We start from the raw sequence: 18,699 nt of genomic DNA on the forward strand, positions 1-18,699 counted from the left end.
GTTCGGAGGGTGAGTCAAGGGTGCGAACCTCAGCGGCCCGGGGCGCGCTCCTCGTCATAATCGGACGGCTTGAAAGTGCTTGTCTTCCAGCGGAAGAGCACGGTGGCCCCGGGCCAGTTATTGGTGATCCGCCCCGACGCGTTGCGATACCAGCTGGAGCAGAAGTTCCAGGGCGTGTCCTTCAAACGCCGCTGCAACCAGTCGTCCCAGGACTGTTCGACCTCGGGCTTGGCGGCCAGGAACCGGCCCGGCTTCGCCGCCAGATACTCCGCCACCTGCCGGATGTACCGGGCCTGCGACTCCAGCATGTAGATGATCGAACCCGAGCCGACATTGGTGTTCGGCCCGTACATCATGAACAGATTCGGGAAGCCCGGCACCGACATGCCCAGGTACGCGCGCGCACCCTCCGCCGACCACTCATCGGCCAGCTTGCGCCCGTTCAAGCCGTAAATATGCATGGGCGCAAGGAATTCCGTGCCCTTGAACCCGGTGCCGTACACGATCACATCCACCGGATGCTCCACCCCGTCCGCGGTGCGGATGCCGGTGGGGGTGACGGCCTCGATGGCGGTGGTCTCCACGTGCACATTGGGCTGTCCCAGCGCGGGCATGTACTCGTTCGAGAACAAGCCGCGCTTACAGCCCGCCGCGTAATCGGGAGTCAGCTTGGCGCGCAAGGCCGGATCGGGCACCTGCTTCTCCCGATGCCGATCCGCGAGCGCGATCACCGGCGTCTTCATCGCGGGAATATCGGTGAGCGCCAACGCGAGTACCTCGAACAGCGCCCAGATGGCGAACCGCTCCGCCGCGCGCGTGCCGGGCACGTGTTTGAACAGGGTGTGATGCAGCGCGGTGTACTCGGTGTCGAATTTGGGCAGCACCCAGGCGGCCGAGCGCTGGAACAGCGTCAGCTGCGCGACCTTCGGCTGAATCGCCGGAATGTATTGAATGGCACTGGCTCCCGTGCCGATGCATGCCACGCGTTTGCCGGTGAGGTCGACCGAGTGATCCCATTGCGCGGAGTGGAATGCCGCCCCGGTGAAACTGTCGATGCCCGGCAGATTCGGCATGGCCGGACGGGAGAGCTGCCCCACCGCCGGAATCAGAATATCCGCGATATGGGTGACGCCGTCGGCGGTGCGCACCCGCCAAATGCCGGACTGCTCATCGAATTCCGCCTCGACGACCTCCACCCCGAACTCGATTTTCGCGGGCAGGCCGTGCTTCTCGGCGACCGTGCGCATGTACTCGTGAATATCGGCCTGATGCGAGAACCGGCGCGGCCAATCGGATTTCGGCTCGAACGACCACGAGTAGAGCGGTGAGGGCACATCGCAGGCGGCTCCGGGATAGGTGTTCTCCCGCCAGACGCCGCCCAGATCGGCGGCCTTCTCCAGAATGGTGAAGTTGGTCAGGCCGTGGCGCTGCAGCTCCAGCGCCATGCCGAGCCCGGCGAACCCGGCGCCGATGATCAGGATGGACGGCTCACGATTCATGATTCGACAGTAAAGCCATCGGCGCTGGTCACGCAGACATCCACGGTCATCGAATCTATATTTTCGGCCATTTCGGCGAGTGTTCGCACCGCAGTGTTTGCCGGTGCCGGGATCCTCCGGGCTCACCGGAATCTTTCTGGGACGGTGAGCACCGTCTGACCTGCGACGCTGTCGCCGACTGGACAGCCCACCGCTCCACTACCTATATTCACGGAGAATCTTGCTCCAATTTGCTTGTCCTGGTTAGTGATTGGCTATTCTGCGGCGCCGCAGGGGGCGTCGTTGCAAGCTCGCTCCTGGCCGGGACTTCGAGGCCGGCAGGTCATCGCGTAGGCGGTGGCAGGTCGGCGCTGGCTGCGGGTGGCGGAGGTGGGGTCCGCCACCCGCAGCTGTTATCTGCCCAGCCCCGAACCCCCGATGTCCGATTTCAGCTATCCTCCGGGGCAGTGACTCAGTTCACTCTCCAGTAGGGATATGTAGGGAGCGGTTGGGAAATGTTGAGCACAATGCAGGACGAGCAGCTGTCGCTGGCGACACTGCTGAAGTACGCGTCCACCTTCCAGGGTGAGAGCACGATTTCGACCTGGACCGGTGACGGGGTCCGTACCCAGACTTTCTCCGAGATCGGCGCGGATGCGGCCCGTCTTGCCAATGCCTTGCGTGACCTTGGCATCGGTGAGGGTGATCGGGTCGGGACCTTCATGTGGAACAACAATGAGCACATGGTCGTGTACGTGGCGGTGCCGGCGATGGGTGCGGTGCTGCACGCGTTGAACATTCGCCTGTTCCCGGAGCAGTTGGGGTATGTGGCCAATCATGCCGAGGATCAGGTGGTGATCGTCGATGGCACGTTGGTGCCGATGTTCGCGCAGTATCTGCCGAATCTGAAGACGGTGCGGCATGTGATCGTGGCCAACGGTGACGCCTCCAGCTTGACCGCGCCCGAGGGTGTGCAGGTGCATTCGTACGCGGAACTGCTTGCCGCGCAACCTGATACCTATGATTACCCGGTCGTGGACGAGCGGTCGGCGGCGGGCATGTGTTACACCTCGGGCACCACCGGTGACCCCAAGGGCGTGGTCTACTCCCATCGCTCGAATTTCCTGCACGCGATGCAGGTCTGCGCCCCCAACGGTATGGGTTTCAGCGAAGCCGACACGGTGCTGGCGATCGTGCCCCTGTTCCACGCCAACGCGTGGGGTCTGCCGTACGCGGCGATGATGTCGGGCGCGAACCTGCTGATGCCGGACCGTTTCCTGCAACCGGGTCCGTTGCTGGAGATGATGGCTGCGATCAAGCCGACCTTCGCCGCGGCTGTGCCGACGATCTGGGGTGGTGTGCTGGCGGGTTTGCAGGCCGCGCCGCAGGACATCTCCCATCTCCGCACCTGCGTCGTCGGCGGCGCGGCGGTGCCGCCGTCCATGATGCGTGCCTTCCAGGAGCGGCACGGCGTCAAACTGCTGCACGCCTGGGGCATGACCGAAACCTCCCCGCTCGGTTCCGTGGCGCATCCGCCCGCGACCGCCGAAGGCGATGAGGAATGGGCCTACCGCTATACCCAGGGCCGTTTCCCCGCAGGTGTGCAGGCGCGCCTGGTCGGCGATGACGGTTCCGTGGTGCCGAATGACGGTGTCGCCCTCGGTGAGCTGGAAGTGAAGGGTCCCTGGATCACCGGCTCGTACTACTCGCCGAGTGGCACGGTGGTCGATCCCGACAAGTTCGACGACGGCTGGCTGCGCACCGGTGATGTCGGCAAGATCAGCCCCAATGGCTATCTGACGCTGGTGGATCGGTCCAAGGACGTCATCAAGTCCGGTGGCGAGTGGATCTCCTCGGTGGATCTGGAGAACGCGGTCGTCGGTCATCCGGCGGTCGCCGAGGCCGCGGTCATCGGCATTCCGGATGAGAAGTGGGATGAGCGGCCGCTGGTCGCCGTCGTGCTCGCGGCGGGTGCGGAAGCCAAACCCGAAGAGCTGCGCGACTTTCTGGCCGACAAGTTCGCCAAATGGCAGCTGCCGGAGCACTGGACCTTCATCGACGAGGTGCCCAAGACCTCGGTCGGCAAATTCGACAAGAAGCGGCTGCGGGCGCAGTACGCCGACGGCGCGCTGACGGTCACCACGCTGTCCTGAGTTCCGGTCCGAGGCCCGCATCCACTTTCGGGAGGGTGCGGGCCTCGGCGTGTGCGGGGGCGCGCCGGGCGGGCGCCGCGCGCCGGGGCGCGAGGTTCGACGGGCTCTGGCGGTGGGCCGTGGGCGCGGTTAGTTTGAGGGCAGATGCCCACAGTGGGGTGGGACGTGAGGATGGGGTGTTGTATGACGCTCGGAGTGCTTCGGTCGGTGGGGGAGCGGGCTTATCTCGAGCTCGAATCCGCGCGGCTGTTCCTGGATGCGGGGCTGGCGCGCATCGAATCGCCGACGGTGCTGCTGTCCGCGGCCACCTCGCTGCTGCGCTACGGGACCATCGCCGCCGCACTGCGGCTTTCGGCCGCGCGCTATCCGGAGCGCACCGCGCTGATCGACGAACTGGGCTCGCTCACCTTCGCCGAATTGGAGGATCGCTCCAATCGGCTCGCCAACGCGTGGCGCGAACGCGGGCTGAAACCCCGTGAGGGCGTGGCGATTCTGGCGCGCAACCATCGCGGGCTGGTGGACGCCATTTTCGCGGCGGCCAAATGCGGGGCGCGCATCATCCTGCTCAACACCGACTTCGCGGGACCGCAGATTCGGGACGTGGCGACGCGCGAGGGCACCGATCTGCTGGTGTACGACGCGGAATACGCGCACATGCTCGATGAGGTGACACCGCTGCGTGCCGGCTATCTGGCCTGGACGGACGAGCCGAGCGACAACAGCCTGGAAGCGCTGATCGCGGCGGGTTCCCCCGCCGCCCCGCCCGGGCCCGGGGCCGAACCTCGAATCATCCTGCTGACCAGCGGCACCACGGGAACGCCCAAGGGTGCGGCCCGGCCGGAACCGAAATCGCTCGCACCGCTGGGCGGACTGCTGTCCAAGGTGCCGTTCCGGGCGGGCGAGGTCACCGAATGCTGCGCCCCGATGTTCCATACCCTCGGATTCGCCTGCGGCATGCTGACTCTCGGCTTCGGGTCCACGCTCGTGGTGCGCCGCAAATTCGATCCGCAGGCCGCCATCGACAGCATCGCGCGGAACCGGGCCACGACGGTTATCGCGGTGCCGGTGATGCTGGCGCGCATGATCGACCTCGGCGGTAAGGGCGTCACCGGGCGCGATCTGTCGGCGCTGCGCATTATCTTCGTGGCGGGATCGCAATTGGGCGCGCAACTGTGCCGCGAGGTGACGGCGACTTTCGGGCCGGTCGTCTACAACCTTTACGGCTCAACCGAAGTCGCGTACGCGACCATCGCGACGCCGGATGATCTGGCGGTGGAGCCCGGATGCGTGGGCAGCCCGGTTCTCGGGTCGCGGGTCGAAATTCTCGACGATGCGGGCAAACGATTGCCCGCCGGGAAGACCGGGCGGATCTTCGTCGGCAATGTCATCCAGTTCGAGGGATATACGGGCGGCGGGCACAAGGAGATCATTCGCGGCCTCATGTCGTCGGGCGACGTGGGGCATTTCGACAGTGCCGGAAGACTTTTCATCGACGGGCGCGATGACGACATGATCGTCTCCGGTGGCGAGAACGTGTTTCCCGCCGAGGTCGAGGAATTGCTGTACACGCATTCCTCGGTCCGCGAGGTTGCCGTCATCGGGGTTCCGGATGACCAGTACGGTGCGCGGCTGAAGGCGTTCGTGGTCGTCCATGCGGGGCAGCGCTTCACCGAAGATGACGTGCGGCAGTTCGTGAAGACCAATCTGGCTCGGTACAAGGTGCCCCGGGAAGTCGTTTTCCTGGAAGAGCTTCCGCGCAACCCGACCGGGAAGGTGTTGAAGCGGAAGCTGCTCGAAGTGTAAGGCTGGGAATCCGGGGGAACGCCGAACCGGACGCCAGCGCAATCGCGTTGGCGTCTCTATCTTCGGGCCAGCTCGGCGAGGAGGGCGGCGAATTCGGCTCGGGAGAGGTGGCCGTCGCCGTCGGTGTCCGCGGCCGCCAGGAGGGATTCGGCGGACTCCTCGGAGAGGTCCGGGCAGGTGCGGAGGAGGGATTCGAGTTCGTCGACCTCGATGAGCTGGTTCCGGTTGACGTCGAAGGTGTCGAAAGCGGCGTCGGCGTCGGTGATTTCGGGGTCGCGGCCGAGGCGCGCGGCGTCGAATTCGGCGCGGGAGATGAGCCAGTCGCCGTCGGTGTCGGCGGCGGCTACCAGGCGCTGCACGGCGGCTTCGTCGATTTCCAAGCCCAGGGCGGTGATTCCCGCGAGGATGTCGTCGGCGGAGATCTGGCCGTCACCGTCTCGATCCCAGAGGTCGAAGGTGTCGGCGGGGTCGTTGCTCGCCACGGGTGCTCCTCTATGCAGATTGTGGTCTCCGGCAGCAGAATTACGCACACGGGGAGTGGCGGTCAAGAGCGCGGGAGATACGTCACCCGAGGGTCGTATGCTGAGCGCCTGCCCGATACGGGTGTTTGAAAGGAAGACGGTTGTTGGGGGACGGGACGCTCGGTCACTATCGGCTCATCATGCTGCTCGGGCAGGGCGGTATGGGGCAGGTGTGGCTGGCACAGGACACCCGTATGGGGCGTGATGTGGCGCTGAAGGTGCTGCCCGCGGACCTCGCCACCGATATGGACTATCGGCGGCGATTCGAACGGGAAGCACAGCTGGCGGCGCGACTGCGAGGACCGCATATCGTGCCCATCCACAACTTCGGTGAACTCGACGGACGCCTGTTCATCGATATGGAGTTGATCGACGGCACCGATCTCGACGATGTCCTCAAACACCGCGGGGCCTTCGCGCCCGCCGCCGCCGTCGACATGGTGGAGCAGATCGCCTCGGCGCTGGATATGGCGCATGACGCGGGGCTGATCCACCGGGATGTGAAGCCGTCGAATGTCGTTGTGCTGCCCAGCGGATTCGCGTACCTGATCGACTTCGGACTGGCGCGGGGAGCGGGATCGACGGCATTGACCTCCACCGGCGTCACCGTCGGCACCTGGGCCTATATGGCTCCGGAACGGTTCTCCGGGGTGGATGACATCCGGTCCGACGTCTACTCGCTGGCCTGCCTGCTGTTCGAATGTCTCACGGGCAAAAGACCATTCGGCGACAAAGACGCGGCCCAGCAGATGCTCGCCCATATGACCGCCCCGCCGCCCCGTGCCAGCGCGCTCGCACCCGCGGTGCCCGTGGCATTGGATCGGGTGATCGCGCGCGGTCTGGCCAAGACCCCGGACCAGCGTTACGAGAGTGCGGGCGAACTGGCCGCCGCGGCGCGAACGGCGCTCGACGCCCCCGCCCCGGTGCACGTGTCCGAACCCATACCGATGCGCGGCCCCGTCCCGATATCGCCCAATTACGGTCCCGCGGCACAGAGCCATCCACAGCCGATGCCGAGTTATCCACCGGCCGCACGGAGTTACGCACCGGCCGTGCCGGGCGGCCAGGTCGCCGCGCCCGGGTACGCGGCCGCTCAGGTTCGGCTTTCGGTCGCACCGGGTTATGCGCCGGTGGAGAACAGCTATCCGCCGGTCGCTCAGCACTATTCACCCGCGCCGAGTTATCCGCCTGCGGCGCAGGCTTATTCGCCTACGGTGCAGCAGTTTCCGCAGCGGGGGTCCGGGCCGCATCCGACCCGGCCGCCGATCACATTCTGGCGGGTGGTGCTGTGGGTGGCGATCGCCATCGGATGCGTGTTCTTCGGAATGTTGACGATCGCGGCGGTCTGCATCACCTTCTCGCCGGGCTGGGGATCGTGGGGTGCGGGGATATTCGCCCACGCCTGGTTCGACGGGTCATTCGCCCTATGCGTTTACGCGGCGTATCGGCAGGTCAAATTGTTCCGGCGGCCGAAACCCTGAGCGCGCGCAGCGGCGCGGCCGGAATGCTCCGGCCGCGCCGATACCGTTGTGCGCTCAGCAGTTACGGAGCTCCGGGCTCTGGTTGAGCAGCTGTGCGCGGGTCGAGATGAAGGTGCTGTACGTATCGCCGCCGACCGCCGCGAGCGGGAACGCCGCGACGCGGTGACAGTTCTGGAAGGCGAGCTTCACGCCGAAGTGACGTTCGAGACCGCCGCGGATGGCGTCCGAGGCCATGGCGCGCAGCAGCTGGCCACGGGCCACCTCGTCCGGCGGCGGGATCACATTGTCCGCGTATTCCTGTGTGCCGGAATGTAAATCGGCCGCCACCCGGCTGACGACCTCATATGCGTAGGGCAGTGAGCTGCGGACGCATTCCACGAATTCGTCATCGCTGACTTCACCGCGTTCGGCGCGCTCGAGTAGTGCGCTGGGTACGTCGAGTGACATATCGCTCTCCTCATGGGATGGCGGATGGTGTCAGCCGATTCTAATCGCTAACCGTTGTCAATAACCCTGGATTCGGATCGAAACCGCCCTATTCAGAGCCTCTTTCGCTTCCAGCGACAGCTGCCGGACCAGCTCGCCCGCCGGTAGCTCGGGTGCGAGCGAATGCGCTTGACCTGCCCAGAGATTCACTTCGTCGGCATTGCCCGCGGCACGCGCGGCGGCCCGCAAAGGCCCGGTGGCGTAATGGATTTCGGGGTAGGCGGCCGGGGCCTGCTGATGGTCAAGCATGAACTGGTTGCGCAGTCCGCGCGCCCGGCGGCCGGTGAAGGCGCGGGTGAGCATGGTGGGGGTGTCGAGGGTGATGGCATCGCGGATGAGGGGTGCGGTACCCGCCTCGGGGCAGCGCAGGAAGGCGGTGCCGATCTGGGCGGCCGCGGCTCCGGCGGTCAGCACCGCGGCGAGGGCCGCACCGGTGGTGATGCCGCCGGTGGCGATCACCGGGAGATCGACGGCGGCGGTCAGCAGCTGCAATAGCGCGAGCAGGCCGAGCGGATCGGCGGTGTCGTCTTCGGGCCGGTCGGCGAAGCTGCCGCGATGGCCGCCCGCTTCACCGCCCTGGGCAATGAGCGCGTCCGCACCGGCCTCGGCGGCGATGCGGGCTTCGGCCACCGAGGTGACGGTCACCCAAACCTCGGTGCCGACCGCGTGCAGTCGTGCGATCTCCTCGGGGGAGGGGCAGCCGAAGGTGCTTGAGACGACGCGAACGGGGTCGGCGATCAGCAGTTCGAGCTTGGCCGCCCACGCGTCGGTATCGAATCTCGGTTCGCCGACAGGGAATTCGCGTGCCAGCTGATCAACATAGTCACCGAAACTGGTCACAGGACTAGGTGCGGAGGGGTAAAACAGATTCACGCCGAATGCCGCGGAGGTGAGGGTGCGCGTCTGCTTTATTCGCCCGCCGAGATCTTCCGCGCCGAGATATCCGGCCCCGAGAAATCCCAAGCCGCCCGCATCGGACACCGCGGCCGCCAGTTCGGGTGTGGACGGACCGCCCGCCATGGGGGCCAGCACGATCGGCGTATTCAGCTCATCGAGTAGCACACGCATCAGTGTGCGCTCCCGATTTCCGGACGTGATCAACCGGTGGCAGCTACCACCTGGAATCTTCGAACGCAAGGTTGCGGAATGGTCACGGGGGAGTATTGTTTCTGTCACAGCGATGCCGAATCGTTACCGGACTATCGAACGCTAGGACGAGCTTTGTCGCACCACAGAGAGACCGCGAACTCCGTATCAGTTATGGACTTGCTTGGTGATTCTGGTGCCGGTCGTACTGGCGCCGTCGCACGTAAACGGCACCGGGCCGAACCCTCCACCGCTGACCGCGTGAAGGTCGCCGCCGGAGCCGCGGTCGCCGCGAGTGCCCTGATCGGCACCGCGACGCAGATGGTTCCCGCGCTGGCCCACGCCGCGCCGATCGCCCCCAATCATGAGGATAAGTCGGCTGGACAGGATCTCGCACTGCGCGATGTGGCGCAGTCGGTCAAGCAGGCCGCCGATGTCGCCGCGCCTGCTCCCGCTCCGACAGCCGAACCGGTTGCGGATGGCGGCAAACCTGTCGCGGCTCCCGCGCCCGCGCCCTTCGGATTGCAGAATCTGCCGCCGGAGATCGCGAACCCCTTGGCGCAGGCCGAAGCCACGTTGAAGGATCTGCAGCAGAAGCTGGCTCCCGCCCCCGCGGTGCGGCCGGTCGATGTGGGCGTGATCAGCTCCGGCTTCGGTTCGCGCTGGGGCGCAATGCATTACGGGATCGACTTCGCCGATGCCATCGGCACCCCGATCCACTCGGTCATGGGTGGCACGGTGGTGGAGGCCGGTCCGGCTTCCGGTTTCGGTCTCTGGGTGCGCGTTCTGCAGGACGATGGCACCACCGCTGTCTACGGGCACGTCAATGACATGTACGTATCCGCCGGACAGCGGGTCAATACCGGCGATGTGATCGCCACTGTCGGCAATCGCGGCAACTCCACCGGACCTCATCTGCACCTCGAGATCTGGGATGCCAACGGAACGAAGACGGATCCTCTGCCATGGCTGGCCAGCAAGGGCGTAATCATGCAGCAGCAGTGGGGCCCGGACCAGTAGAGCGTTCACCGGCCCACGCGAACGGGCGCTTCCCGGACCGGCGTATGCCGGTGGGCGCGGTGACGACACTGGATGACCTATTCGACCCTGCCTCGCTGCACGGCCGCGCCTACGCGGTGCTCGTACAGCATCCGCGTTCGACCGCGTTCGAGGTGGCCGAGCGGTTGGGCTGCCCGCCTCGGATAGCCGAGGCGGCGCTGGAAGCACTGTGCCATCTCGAGGCCGCGGTGCGACTGACCGAGAACAACGGCACCGTGCGCTGGGACGCGCATGCCCCGGAAGCCTTGTCCGAGGCCGAGACTCGACGCCGCAGCGGCGATATGTTGCGCATGCAATCGGCCGCAGCCCGCCTGGGTGAGACGTTCCGCTCGGTGCGGCGCACCACCGATGCCGACGGCGCGGTGGTCGCGGTCTACGAACGGCGGCAGCTGCTCGCCGATTTCGAGGATCTGCAGCATACGGCGCATTCGGTTGTGAAGGTTGTGGAGCGCGGGCCGTTCCTATCCGATGTCGAGACCGAGGAGCGGCTGTTCGAGTTGAAGTCGGCTCGGATCACCGCCGGCATCGACTATCGGACGCTCTATCAGGAGACGATCTACCAGGACGCGGAGCGCCTGCGGCATGTGCTGGCCACCAATGCGGTGGGCGCACAGGCGCGGACACTGCCCGATCCGCCCATGAAGTTGATCTTGGCCGATGATCGCCGGGCCGTACTGGTACTGCACACCGATGAGCGGCGCGGGGATCCGATGGGTGTGCGGGTCGGACCCTCACCGACCTTGGATCTGCTGGTCAAGACGTTCGACTCGCTGTGGTCCATGGCCACGCCCATCTCGGTGAATCCCTCGGAATCCCTCGATGAGCGGGATCGGGCCATTCTGACCTTGATGAGCATGGGCGCCACCGATGACACCATCGCGCGACGGCTGGGCCTGTCGCGGCGAACCGTGGTGCGGCGCACCGCGAGTCTGCTGGAGCGGCTCGGGGCCAGCACCCGGTTCCAGGCGGGCGTGCAGGCCACCCGTAGAGGGTGGCTGTAAATGGCTGTGGCTCAGGTCACATGGTTGCAACGCTCCGGTACGGGTACCGATAGTCACTGAGCTCGAGGCCGTGATCGCGGCTCTGTGAGCCCGATATGATTGCTCAGTCCGCCTACCCGGGCGCCGCCGTCGTCGACTTGGGTCGGCCGAAGGTCTTCGGCGTGGGGACCGTTTGACCCGAGAGGTGAATGCACTCGAATGGATACTGCCCGCCGTACAGCTCGCGGTTCTCGTCGGCGTCGGTCCGGCAGCCCTCTCTTCGGGCAGCTCCTCACCGCCGCGGTCGAATCCGCGGCCGATACCATCGCCATCCGGTACAACCCGACCGGTCAGCCCGCTGACCAGCGCGAGATCAGCTACCGCGACCTGGACGCGCAGTCGTCCCAGCTGGCGCGTGAACTGATCGGCCGCGGTGTCGGACCGGGCGATATGGTCGCCATCGGCATCACCCGATCCATCGAATCCGTGCTCGCGGTGTGGGCCATCGCCAAGACCGGCGCGGCCTATGTACCGGTCGACCCGGCCTATCCGCCGGATCGAATCGAACATCTGCTCACCGATTCGAGTGCGGTGCTCGGGTTGACCACCCGGGAGCATCGCGGATCGCTGGGGACCGCCACCTACTGGATCGAACTGGATGATCCGGTGCGCGCGGAGCGGATCGCTTCGCAGCCTTCGCACCCGATCTCCTACGCGGACCGGGTGCGCGCGCTCACCGAGCAGCATCCGGCCTATGTCATCTATACGTCGGGATCCACCGGTAAGCCCAAGGGTGTGGTGGTCACGCACACCGGGTTGGCCGGACTGGTCGCCGCCGAGCGCGAGCACTACGACGTCACCGCGGATTCGCGAGTGCTGCACGTATGTTCGCCGAGTTTCGATGTGTCGGTCCTGGAGTTGATGCTGGCGTTCACCGCCGGTGCGACGCTGGTGATCGCGCCGGCCGGGGTGTTCGGCGGTGTCGAGCTCGCGGAACTGCTGGGGCGCGAACGGGTTTCGCATGTGCTGATCACGCCCGGTGCGCTGGAGTCGGTGGATTCGACTGGGCTGAGCGAACTTACGACCGTCGTGGTGGCGGGCGACAAGTTCGGGCCGGAACTGGTGAGCCGCTGGGCCACCGCCGAGCGGTCGTTCTACAACGGTTACGGGCCCACCGAGGCGACGATTCTGGCCACCAGCAGCGCACCGCTGCTGCCGGGCGAGGCGGTGACCATCGGGTCTGCCGTGCCGGGTGTCGGCGCGTTCGTACTCGACGCACGACTGCGGCCGGTGCCGGACGGTGTCGTCGGTGAGCTCTATCTGTCGGGTCCGGCGTTGGCACAGGGGTACAACCGTCGACCGGGGTTGACGGCGGAACGGTTCGTGGCCAGTCCATTCGGCGAGGCGACCGAGGCGCCGGGGGCGCGGCTGTACCGCACCGGTGACCTGGTGAAGCGGACCGAATCCGGCGTGATCGAGTACCTGGGCCGCTCCGATTTCCAGGTGAAGATTCGCGGTCTGCGCATCGAACTCGGCGAGATCGACAATGCTCTCACCGCACACGCGGATGTGGATTACGCTGCGACACTTGGCAAGACGCTACCGTCGGGCGCGGTAGCGCTGGTTTCGTATGTATTGCCACGCCCGGGAACCACCCTCGACGCCGATGAGCTGGCGGTGTTCGTCGGCGAATCCTTGCCCGCGTACATGGTGCCCGCCGCCATCGTGCTGCTGGACGAGATTCCGCTGACACCGGTGGGCAAGCTGGACCGTAATGCCCTGCCGGAGCCGGTTTTCGCCGCCCGCGAATTCCGCGCGCCCGCCACGCCGACGGAAGAGGCGGTGGCGCAGGTCTTCGCGACGCTGCTGATTCCGGATAATCCGGACGCCCGCGTCGGCGCGGATGACGACTTCTTCGAGCTGGGCGGCAACTCGCTGCTGGCCGCGCAGGCGGCGGCCCGCATCGGCACCGCCCTCGATGTGCGGGTGCCGGTACACGTGCTGTTCGAGGCTTCCACGGTGTCCGCGCTGGCGCAGCGGCTCGATGGTGAGACCGCCCCGGCCGCCGGTCCGGCGCTGGGCTCGCTGCCGCGCCCGGAGCGGATACCGCTGTCGTTCGCACAGCAGCGCATGTGGTTCCTGAACCGGTTCGATCCCGACAGCGCGGTGGACAATATCCCGCTGGCGGTGCGGTTGAGCGGTGCGGTCGATGTCGAGGCCCTGCGGGCGGCCGCCCGGGATCTCGTTGCGCGGCACGAGGTTCTGCGGACCATCTACCCCGAGGTGGATGGCGAGGGCTACCAGCTGGTGCTCCCGGTGACCGACGCCCGGGCCGTGCCGGAGCTGCCGCTGGTCGATATCGACGCGGCGGATATTCCGGAGCGGGTGGCCGAAATCGTCGGCGCCGGTTTCGATGTCACGACCGCCCCGCCGATTCGCCTGCGGCTGTTGCGGATTGCCGCCGAAGAGTTCGTGCTGGTCGCCACCGTGCATCACATCTCCGCCGATGGCGTGTCCATGGGACCGCTGGCGCGGGATCTGGTCACCGCCTACGCCGAGCGGGCGCGCGGCGCCGAACCGCAGTGGACGCCGCTGGAGGTGCACTACGCGGATTATGCGGTGTGGCAGCGCGAGACGCTGGGCAGCGAGGACGATCCGGAATCGCTGCTGGCACAGCAGATCGCGTACTGGCGGGCGACCCTGGACGATCTGCCGGATGAGCTGGTGCTCCCGTCGGATCGGCCGCGGCCCCCGGTCGCCTCGTATCAGGGCGGGACCTTCGGTTTCCGGATCAGCGATGAGGTGTACGCCGGGGCGCGGCGGCTGGCCGAGAGCCGGAACACCACGCTGTTCATGGTGGTGCACGCGGCGCTGGCGGTGCTGCTGGCGCGGTTGTCGGGCACCCGGGATATCGCCATCGGCACGCCGGTGGCGGGGCGCGGTGAGGCCGAACTCGACGATCTGATCGGCATGTTCGTCAATACACTGGTGCTGCGCAGCGATGTGGATCCGGCGCTCAGCTTCGAGGACCTGCTCAAGAGCGTGCGCGAGCACGATGTGCGCGCCTTCGGGCATGCCGACGTGCCGTTCGAGCGCCTGGTGGAGCTGCTGGATCCGGCGCGGTCGCAGGCGCGCAATCCGCTGTTCCAGGTGATGCTGGCGTTCCAGAACATGGCGCCGACGCGGCTGGAGCTGCCCGGGTTGAGTGTGGCGGGTGCCGATCTCGAGATTCCGTTCGCGAAGTTCGATTTGCAGCTGACCATGGCCGAATCGCATGACGAGCGCGGCGACGCCAGTGGACTCGCGGGTGAATTCTCTTACGCCCTTGACCTTTTCGACGAGGCCACGGTGGCGGTGTTCGCCGAGCGGTTCGAACGGATCCTGGGCGTGGTGGCCGCGGATCCGGGTATCGCGGTCGGCGATGTCGCCATTTTCGATGCCGCCGAGCGGCAGCGGGTGGTGCGCGACTGGAATGCCACCGGATTCGATCTGGAGGCCGCGGTCGGATTGCCGGAAGGCGTTCCGCCGACGCTGGTTTCGATGTTCGACGCGCAGGTGGCGGCCACCCCGGACGCCATCGCGCTGGTCTTCGAGGATGAGCGGCTCACCTATCGGGAATTGCAGCAGCGGGCCAACAGGCTGGCGCGGCGGCTCATGATGGGGCAGTACGCGCTGGAGCCGGAAGCGCTGGTGGCGCTTGCCATCCGGCGCTCCACCGAACTCGTCGTCGCCATGTACGCGGTGGTGCAGGCGGGCGCGGCCTATGTGCCGATCGATCCGGATCAGCCGCTGGACCGCATCGGGCATATTCTCGATACCGCGCAGCCCCGGATGATTCTGACCACGCACGCGGACGGTTTCGAGTCCGGGCGGGCCATCACCACCCTGAACGTGGAAGAGCTGGAGCGGGCCGCGCAGGGTCTCGATGGGTCGCCCATCGCCGACCTCGAGCGCAATCAGCCGCTGGCGGCGGACAATACGGCCTATGTGATCTTCACATCCGGTTCCACGGGTAAGCCCAAGGGTGTGGCGGTGAGCCACCGCGCCATCGTGAACCGGCTGGTCTGGATGCAGGCGCAATACCGGCTGACCGCCGAAGACGCGGTGCTGCAGAAGACTCCGGCGACGTTCGACGTGTCGGTCTGGGAGTTCTTCTGGCCGTTGCAGGCCGGGGCGCGACTGGTGGTTGCCAAGCCGGATGGGCATCGCGATCCTGTGTATTTGGCGCAGGTAATTGCCGAACAAGGTATTACCACAGCGCATTTCGTGCCGTCGATGCTTTCGGTCTTCGTTGGCACGCTCGGTCGGTCCGAGGCCGCCGGGCTGCGGTTGCGGCAGGTGTTCGCCTCCGGTGAGGCGTTGCCGGGCGGTACCGCCCAGCAGCTGCGCGAGCTGACCGGGGCCCGGCTGCACAACCTGTACGGGCCCACCGAGGCCGCGGTCGACGTCACCTATCACGAGGTGACCGATCTGGACGGCAGCTCGGTGCCGATCGGCGCACCGGTCTTCAATACCCAGGTGTACGTGCTGGATTCGCGATTGAATCCGGTGCCGGTGGGTGTCGCGGGTGAGCTGTATCTGGCCGGCGTGCAGTTGGCGCGCGGATATGTGGCGCGACCGGATCTGACCGCGGATCGGTTCGTCGCCGATCCGTTCGGGCACGGCGAGCGCATGTACCGCACCGGCGACCTGGTGAAGTGGAGCGATGCCGGGGAGCTGGAGTACCTGGGGCGCACCGACTTCCAGGTGAAGCTGCGCGGTCTGCGCATCGAACTGGGCGAGATCGAGGCGGCGCTGCTGGCGCGGCCGGGTGTCACGCAGGCGGTCGTGGTGGTGCGCGCGGACGCGCACGCCGGGGATCAGCTCATCGGTTACGTGGTGGGTGCCGCCGAGCCGGAGGAGCTCAAAGCCGCACTGGCGCAGTCCCTGCCGTCGTACATGGTGCCGTCGGCGGTGCTGGTGCTGGACGAGTTCCCGCTCAACGCCTCGGGCAAGCTGGATCGCAAGGCGCTGCCCGCGCCGGTGTTCGAGGCCAAGGTGTTCCGCGCGCCCGCCACCCCGATCGAGGAGATCGTGGCGGGGGTCTTCGCGGATCTGCTCGGCACCGACCGGGTGGGCGCGGATGACGACTTCTTCGAGCTGGGCGGTAATTCGCTGATCGCCACCCGGGCCGTGGCCCGGGTGAACGAGGCGCTGGACACCAATGTCGGCGTGCGCGAATTGTTCGAGACCTCAACGGTTTCCGGGCTCGCGGCGCGCATCGTGCCGGGTGCGGGCACCGGGGCGCGGCCGCCGCTGCTGGCGGGGGAGCGGCCCGCGCGGGTGCCGCTGTCGCTGGCACAGCAGCGCATGTGGGTGCTGAATCAGTTCGATCCGGATTCGCCCGCGTACAACATCCCGATGGCTATTCGCCTGCAGGGCGCACTGGACGTGCCCGCGCTGCGGCAGGCCGTCGAGGATGTGCTGACCCGGCACGAGGTGCTGCGCACCCGGTATCCGGAGTCGGCTCCGGGGGCGGCCGCCTATCAGGAGATCCTGTCGGTGGCCGAGGTGCTGCCGAACGGGCTCGAGGTCGAGCGGGCGACGGATATCGGCGCGCGCGTCTCCGAGCTGGTTTTCACCGGATTCGATGTGGCGGAACGGGTTCCGGTCCGGGTGCGGTTGATCACCGGCGACGATCCGGACGATTATCTGCTGGTGCTGGTGGCGCATCACATCTCCGCGGACGGCGCGTCGATGGCTCCGCTGGCGCGGGATCTGATGACCGCCTATCTGGCGCGCGCCGCCGGACAGGATCTGAACTGGACGCCGCTGGCTGTGCAGTACGCCGATTTTGCGGTGTGGCAGCGCGCGGTCGTGGGTGTGGAATCGGACGAAGACTCCACCGCCGCAGCGCAATTGGCGTTCTGGCGGGAGCAGCTGGCGGATCTGCCCGCGGGACCGGGTCTGCCGGTCGACCGGATGCGGACCGCGACGTCGACCATGGCGGGCGCGTTCCTGGACTTCAGCCTGCCCGCCGAGGTGCACGCCGGACTCAATCGTATTGCGCGCGGGCACAACGCATCGCTGTTCATGGTGGTGCACGCGGCGGTCGCGGCCTGGCTGGCGCGGTTGTCCGGCACCGGCGATGTGGTGATCGGCACCGCGGTCGCGGGCCGTGGTGAGCGGGCGCTGGACGATCTGGTCGGCATGTTCGTCAATACGCTGACGCTGCGCACCGCGGTCGATGTGGCCGCGCCGTTCGACGCACTGGTCGCCCGGGCGCGCGAGACCGATCTGAACGCGTTCGCCAACGCCGATGTCCCGTTCGAGCGGGTGTCCGAGGTGGCGGCGCCGGGCCGGTCGGTGGCGAATCCGCTTCTGCAGGTGGTGCTTTCGCTGCAGAACACCGAGACGCCGGTGCTGGAGCTGCCCGGTCTGCGGGTGTCCGCCATCGATACCGATCTGGCGGCGGCGAAGTTCGATCTGCAGATCAGTATGGAGCCGCGCGCGGGCGCGGACGGCGGGCTGGGCGAGCTGGATGTGATCTTCGCTTACGCCACAGACCTTTTCGACGAGACGACGGTCGAATCGTTCGGGCGGGTGCTGGAGCGCATCCTGATCGCGGTGGCTGCCGATCCGCATATCGCGGTCGGCGATATCGCGCTGCTGGACGCTCCGGAAGCCGGTGTGGCACAGCAGGTTTCGGAGGCCCCGGAGCCGGTGGCGGCGGTAACCCGCGGTGCGGCGCTGACCCAGGTGCTGACCACCGCGGTCGAGGACGATCCGGACGGCCCGGCGCTGGTCTGGGGCGATGAGGTCCTCACCTACCAGGAGCTCGACGCGCGGTCCTCGCGATTGGCGCGGGTGCTGATCGCGCACGGCAGCGGGCCGGGCGCGGGTGTGGTGGTGCATCTCGAGCGCGGTGTGGAACAGGTCGTCGCGGCATGGGCGGTGCTCAAGGCGGGCGCGATGCTGGTGCCGCTGGCCGCCGCCGATGCGGCGGGACTGGATGTGAAGGTCGGTGTGACAGGCGGTTCCGCGCCGGTCACCGCCGCCGGGATCGACTGGCTGGTGCTCGATGATCCGGAGGTGGTCGCGCAGATCGCCGCCGAGTCGAAGCGGCCGGTGACCTACGCCAGCCGGACCCGGGCACTGCGCGGGGATGACGCGGCGTACATCTCGGGCACGGGTGTGCTGAGTTATAACGGGCTGGCCGCCGCGGTCGAGCGGGTGCGCACCGCGACCGAGCTGACCTTCGAGTCCAGGACGTTCCACCGCGGACCCGCCGATGCGGCGCTGGCACTGGTGGAGCTGGTTTCGGCGGGTGTCGTGGGCGCGTCGATCGTGCTGGTTGAAGAACTGGACGGTCTGTCTGAGGCATTGGCGGACGAGTGGGTCACGCACCTGTTCACCGATGCCGCGGGTGTGCTCGCCCTGAATTCGGTTGCGCCGGATGACCTGCGGGCCGTGATTGTCGAGGGGGGTTCCCATTCGAAGGAAGTGGAAAACGTGATTTTCACCACCCTCGAAGAGATCCCCGCAGGTCACGGCCTCTGATATGACCGCGCGGGCCGTCGTCCCAGACGGCCCGCGTTCGCTATCCACATAATTTTTCCGGGTTGTTCGCCCAGTGGGGTTACTCTCCGAGAGCTGGCAACGATAGGCGAGCC

The 18,699-nt window shown here is 67.0% G+C and carries 10 protein-coding genes; 6 read left to right on the forward strand and 4 right to left on the reverse strand.

Going from position 1 to position 18,699, the window contains the following annotated elements:
• Window positions 1-29: 29 nt before the first annotated feature.
• Entirely contained in the window at window positions 30-1,499 is a 1,470-nt protein-coding gene (locus ACFC4D_RS06960) for a flavin-containing monooxygenase (RefSeq protein WP_376062068.1), read from the reverse strand.
• A 494-nt stretch (window positions 1,500-1,993) separates the two neighbouring features.
• Between ACFC4D_RS06960 and ACFC4D_RS06965 the strand changes: the two genes are divergently transcribed.
• Both ACFC4D_RS06965 and ACFC4D_RS06970 read left to right on the forward strand, forming a co-directional pair.
• Window positions 1,994-3,631, forward strand: coding sequence for a long-chain fatty acid--CoA ligase (locus ACFC4D_RS06965; RefSeq protein WP_376062069.1), 1,638 nt, complete (start codon window positions 1,994-1,996; stop codon window positions 3,629-3,631).
• Between the two features lie 183 nt (window positions 3,632-3,814).
• Window positions 3,815-5,434, forward strand: a complete 1,620-nt coding sequence (locus tag ACFC4D_RS06970; RefSeq protein WP_376062070.1) for an acyl-CoA synthetase — start codon at window positions 3,815-3,817, stop codon at window positions 5,432-5,434.
• Window positions 5,435-5,490: 56 nt separating this feature from the next.
• On the opposite strand, the gene ACFC4D_RS06975 is transcribed toward ACFC4D_RS06970, so the two are convergent.
• Window positions 5,491-5,916 (reverse strand): EF-hand domain-containing protein, encoded by a 426-nt coding sequence (locus ACFC4D_RS06975; RefSeq protein ID WP_376062071.1) that lies wholly within the window; start codon window positions 5,914-5,916, stop codon window positions 5,491-5,493.
• A gap of 140 nt (window positions 5,917-6,056) precedes the next feature.
• Between ACFC4D_RS06975 and ACFC4D_RS06980 the strand changes: the two genes are divergently transcribed.
• Window positions 6,057-7,436: a protein kinase gene (locus ACFC4D_RS06980; RefSeq protein WP_376062072.1), complete on the forward strand. Its 1,380-nt coding sequence runs from the start codon at window positions 6,057-6,059 to the stop codon at window positions 7,434-7,436.
• Window positions 7,437-7,490: 54 nt separating this feature from the next.
• Here the strand turns inward: ACFC4D_RS06980 and ACFC4D_RS06985 are convergent, their stop codons facing one another.
• Window positions 7,491-7,883: an SCO5389 family protein gene (locus ACFC4D_RS06985; RefSeq protein ID WP_364641202.1), complete on the reverse strand. Its 393-nt coding sequence runs from the start codon at window positions 7,881-7,883 to the stop codon at window positions 7,491-7,493.
• Between the two features lie 57 nt (window positions 7,884-7,940).
• Complete coding sequence (locus ACFC4D_RS06990; RefSeq protein ID WP_376062073.1) at window positions 7,941-8,990, reverse strand: nitronate monooxygenase; 1,050 nt, start codon at window positions 8,988-8,990, stop codon at window positions 7,941-7,943.
• A 279-nt stretch (window positions 8,991-9,269) separates the two neighbouring features.
• Here ACFC4D_RS06990 and ACFC4D_RS06995 point away from each other — a divergent pair, with 279 nt between their 5' ends.
• The 3 genes from ACFC4D_RS06995 (at window position 9,270) to ACFC4D_RS07005 (ending at window position 18,586) form a co-directional block, all read left to right on the forward strand.
• A complete protein-coding gene (locus tag ACFC4D_RS06995) occupies window positions 9,270-10,028 on the forward strand; it encodes a M23 family metallopeptidase (RefSeq protein WP_375962909.1) in 759 nt (252 codons plus the stop codon).
• A 59-nt stretch (window positions 10,029-10,087) separates the two neighbouring features.
• Entirely contained in the window at window positions 10,088-11,068 is a 981-nt protein-coding gene (locus ACFC4D_RS07000; RefSeq protein ID WP_364641192.1) for a helix-turn-helix transcriptional regulator, read from the forward strand.
• Between the two features lie 198 nt (window positions 11,069-11,266).
• Window positions 11,267-18,586 (forward strand): amino acid adenylation domain-containing protein, encoded by a 7,320-nt coding sequence (locus tag ACFC4D_RS07005; protein WP_376062074.1) that lies wholly within the window; start codon window positions 11,267-11,269, stop codon window positions 18,584-18,586.
• Window positions 18,587-18,699 lie beyond the last annotated feature (113 nt).

It is taken from the genome of Nocardia sp. NPDC056000, from assembly GCF_042269265.1.
In the GTDB taxonomy this organism is placed as follows: Bacteria; Actinomycetota; Actinomycetes; order Mycobacteriales; family Mycobacteriaceae; genus Nocardia.

Coding starts and splice junctions, on each gene's coding strand:
- ACFC4D_RS06990 (WP_376062073.1), bottom strand. CDS start 8,990: ATGCGTGTGCTACTCGATGAGCTGAATACGCCGATCGTGCTGGCCCCC.
- ACFC4D_RS06985 (WP_364641202.1), bottom strand. CDS start 7,883: ATGTCACTCGACGTACCCAGCGCACTACTCGAGCGCGCCGAACGCGGT.
- ACFC4D_RS07005 (WP_376062074.1), top strand. CDS start 11,267: ATGGATACTGCCCGCCGTACAGCTCGCGGTTCTCGTCGGCGTCGGTCC.
- ACFC4D_RS06960 (WP_376062068.1), bottom strand. CDS start 1,499: ATGAATCGTGAGCCGTCCATCCTGATCATCGGCGCCGGGTTCGCCGGG.
- ACFC4D_RS06965 (WP_376062069.1), top strand. CDS start 1,994: ATGTTGAGCACAATGCAGGACGAGCAGCTGTCGCTGGCGACACTGCTG.
- ACFC4D_RS06970 (WP_376062070.1), top strand. CDS start 3,815: ATGACGCTCGGAGTGCTTCGGTCGGTGGGGGAGCGGGCTTATCTCGAG.